General features: G+C 41.0%; 4 protein-coding genes. All 4 read right to left on the reverse strand.

Translation table 11 applies throughout. From position 1 onward, the window contains the following. The coding region (locus tag ACESM0_RS13105) for a bifunctional folylpolyglutamate synthase/dihydrofolate synthase (protein WP_372906651.1) at positions 1-1292 on the reverse strand (1292 nt) is incomplete at its 3' end. Continuing rightward, on the reverse strand, positions 1289-2155 hold the full coding sequence (locus ACESM0_RS13110) for an aminotransferase class IV (RefSeq protein WP_372906652.1): 867 nt from the start codon (positions 2153-2155) through the stop codon (positions 1289-1291). The genes ACESM0_RS13110 and ACESM0_RS13105, both read right to left, overlap by 4 nt. Beyond that, complete coding sequence (locus ACESM0_RS13115; RefSeq protein WP_372906653.1) at positions 2148-2681, reverse strand: TlpA family protein disulfide reductase; 534 nt, start codon at positions 2679-2681, stop codon at positions 2148-2150. The genes ACESM0_RS13110 and ACESM0_RS13115 overlap by 8 nt, the downstream gene beginning before the upstream one ends. Positions 2682-2816: 135 nt before the next feature. Then, positions 2817-3986: MFS transporter (locus ACESM0_RS13120; RefSeq protein ID WP_372906654.1), on the reverse strand; the 1170-nt coding region annotated here is incomplete at its 5' end.

Consider the following 3986-nt stretch of genomic DNA (forward strand, 5'->3'; position numbering starts at 1 on the left):
GTATTTTCGTAAGCTTCTGTTCCCATCCAGTTCCTTACGGTCCTGTAAAAGTAAAAACTTCCGCTAAAAATTACTAATTCTGTTTTATAATCCTCAGAGACAAAAAGTTGAGTGGCTCTTTCACTGTCTATTGCTTGCGAACCTGGAAAATAACTTTTCATTTTTTGGATGCTTGCAGCCCTGCCTCCCTCCTGTTTATACACCAGAATATTAGGAAACTCATTCCAGATTTCTGCGATCTCCCGATTCAGCTTGTCATCCATAAAACTCAACACAACGGTCCAATTTTCGACAGATGCCAGGGTTTTCAGCTCTTCAATAAGCTCTTTTATAGATTCAACGTTATGAGCACCATCAAAGTACCACGGATTTACGGGATGAATCCTCGAAAAATGTGCGTGATCTCCAAAGCGTTGATCCATCTTTTCTATACCGTCAACAAACTCTTCTTCACTTACCGGAAAAGTTTCCTGAATCAATTCCGCCACTGCCCAAACCATAGCAGTGTTTACAGCATCGATTTTTTTCCGTCCATGTGCATTGATATGGATGGATCGGTCTGCCGGATATAGATCAAAGTGTCCGTCTTTTATTTCCGGTTCTAGCTTTTGAGAGTGATACACCTCTGAATTTTTCTTAATCGCGATGGATTCAATAACAGTTCGGACATCATCCTGAAGACGCCCCAAAACAACCGGCCTGTTTTTTTTAATAATTCCCGCTTTTTCTGCTGCAATCTTTTCGAGAGTATCTCCTAAAATGTCGGTATGATCATACCCAACAGATGTAATCACAGAAACCAACGGATCAATCACATTTGTAGCGTCTAACCTTCCGCCAAGTCCCGTTTCAATAATTGCCAGATCAACATTTATCTGTTTAAAGTGCCAAAACGCGATGGCTGTAGTCAGCTCAAAAAATGTAAGTTTCTGCTCAATGGCTTCTTCGCCAAACTTTTGAAAAAATTGAAGAAGTTGCTCATCATCAATCCATTCACCATTCACTTTAAAGCGTTCTCTTACATTTATCAAGTGTGGCGATGTGTAGAGACCGGTTTTATATCCCGCCTCCTGATAAACAGACGCCAGCATCTGACAGGTTGTTCCCTTCCCATTTGTGCCGGCAACATGAATCATCGGTACACTCTTCTGTGGATTACCCATCAAATCACAAAATGAAACCATCCGGTCCAGGCTAAAATTAGCCGCTGATCGCCCGACGTTTCCGAATTTGGGGATGGCTAGTAAAAAAGCCTCTGCTTTTTCTATGGTATCAAATTGATTTTTTTTCAACTGCGATGCTCTGTCTTATATTCTATGAGCCAATTCCTTAGCTCACTCATAAATGGTTGGTCAGTTTCAAATCCCTGTTCATCGATCTTAGAAATTTCCTGAACTTCTCTCACACTGTTCGTCATCCAAACCGATTCTGCAGTTTTGAGTTCATTCAATCGATATTTCCTTTCATTCACTCTCAAACTCATTTTATTTGTCAAAATATCGATCAAACTGTTTCGCATAATACCTGGAAGTATATCACAATCTGTTGATGGGGTATAAACTTCATCTTCTTTTTTCCAGAATAGATTTCCTATTGAAGTCTCGGCCAAATAATCCTCCGCAGTCAATAAGATTGCATCATCCATTCCCGCAGACTTTGCCTCCCTCCATGCCTGTCTGTAGTGCAGCATATTGCTCAGCTTCAGGTCTGCCGGCTTAGAATTACCAGGAACTACCCTTGAATCAGCAATTGTAACTGAGAAAGGCTTAACAGATTCTGTAACTCTTGATACGGTAATCAGTAAAAAGCTGTTTGGATTTTCAGACTCACTATATCCGCTCTCTTCCATGAGAGAGAACTGGATCCGAACTTTTACTCTCTCTTGTTCTAACTGATTTTCTCTTATGAGCCGAAGCGTATCACGTTTCATTTGATTAACTGTTAAAGGATCAACCTTGTTGCCTGAAAGATAAGCCATTCCTCGATTCAGTCGATCGATATGCTCTTTTAACTTGAAAAAAGCAGACTGTTCAACAAGTAATGTCTCAAAGCAACCGGTACCGTAATACAGTGCCGAATTATTAGCAGGTATAAGTGCTTCACTCTGCTTGATAATCTTGCCATTCAAACAAACATAGGGTGGATGATTACTCATTATACAGCCGATCTAATTTATCCCTGATTGCTGTAGTATCATCCCCAACTTGTGCATCAAAGTACTTTCCGTCACGATCTAAAAAAATCTGAGAAGGCACACCGGGCACCAGCAGTGTTTGAAAAAAGGTTGTTCCTTCTACATAGATGAAACCGTTTGATTTACTTTCAATATGATCTAAAATCAGTTCATCAGAATCCCTGACGGAGGCAGCAACAATGGTTAAACCGGCATAATCCTGGTGATGATTTTCCAAAAAACGGTTAACCGATAAGGACTTTCCGGACCATGTAGACCAAAATTGAATCAGTGTCGGAGACCCTTTAAAATCATCAGAAAACAGCGAATCTTTTTGATGTGAGTAGGTTGCAAACGATAGCGTATCCAGTCTGATATCTGTCAAGGATTCCCGAAAATCTAACTCTTGATTGTTTGAATAGCTTATTGTTCCCCATACAATCACAATTAGTGTCAGGAGAGCACAGATTGCTATAAACAGATTAAAATATTTTGGATCAAGTCTCATAAACTTCTATAAAACGATAGTGAGAAAAGTGGCTTTTCTAAGAGCAAAAGCTAAGATATGAATGATTAATGGATTTTACAGTCCGATCCATGATAAAGAGGCCGGTCTTTTAAATAAAACCGGCCATTCTAAAAGTTAAGGGAGAACAGGTTCATCAGTATCATCCACATCATTCACAAAATACATGGAAGCAGCGGCTACAATCATTGCCGCACCACCCAGCATCAGTGAGTAGATCGCTTCTCCGCCAAACCAGTTTCTGGTAGCAAATCCCAAAAGACTGGCAGCCAATATCTGAGGAATCACAATGAAGAAATTAAAAATACCCATATAGAGTCCCATCTTCTTCGATGGCAGTGATCCGGCCAATATTGCATAAGGCATCGCCAAAATACTTGCCCAGGCAAAACCAATTCCCAACATGGGTATCACAAGCAACATGGGTGAGGTAATCACAAAATCTAAACCAACAGATGAGAGATCGATCGAAAAATTCATAAAGTAGATTCCGATCAGGCTTAATCCACCGGCTACCAGCGCCACTGCGTGAACAATTTTTCTGCTGGTGAGCTTAGCCATAGGTGCAAGTCCAAACGCAATTACAGCCGCAAATCCATTGTAAATCGCAAACAGAATACCCACCCAATCTGCGCCCTGATTATATAGAAATGATGTAGTATCACTTGTTCCGTAGATATGTGAAGTTACGGCAGCCGTGGTATAGATCCACATTGCAAAAAGTGCAAACCAGGAGAAGAACTGAACTACGGCCAGTTGAATCATGGTCTTAGGCATGTGCAAAAAATCGTGAACAACAACAACCAACCCTTGGTCTGTCTTTCCGCTTCTTTGAATAAATCCGGCCAAAAATGATACCACCCCCAGAACTGCAAGCCCAATTGTAACGATATACAGTTCAGCGTCGTAGTTCCAGAAGTAGACTCCCGCTGTAGCAAGGAGCCCTAATAGTGAGAACAGTAAGCCAAAGTTTATTTTCTTTTGCCCCTCTCCCGCTTCAATGGGAACTTCCCTCTTCACTTCATAAGAATCTTTAATCTGTTCATCTTCGTAAGCTTCAAAGGCTTCAAGTTCTTCCGGTGAATATTCATGTGAACGGAAAACGGTCCAAATAACCGCCAGTAAGAAAGTAGCACCACCAATGTAAAATGACCATTTCACTGAGGGTGGTATGATTCCTTCAGGTGCAGTATTCGAAATACCAAACCAGTTTGTCATCATCCACGGTAAGGCAGATGCAACAACCGCTCCGGTTCCGATAAAGAAGCTCTGCATTGCAAAACCTTT

The organism is Rhodohalobacter sp., from assembly GCF_041686455.1.
In the GTDB taxonomy this organism is placed as follows: Bacteria; Bacteroidota; Rhodothermia; order Balneolales; family Balneolaceae; genus Rhodohalobacter.

Excerpts from the sequence above, each read along its gene's own strand:
- ACESM0_RS13110 (WP_372906652.1), bottom strand. The coding sequence starts at position 2,155 with ATGAGTAATCATCCACCCTATGTTTGTTTGAATGGCAAGATTATCAAG.
- ACESM0_RS13115 (WP_372906653.1), bottom strand. The coding sequence starts at position 2,681 with ATGAGACTTGATCCAAAATATTTTAATCTGTTTATAGCAATCTGTGCT.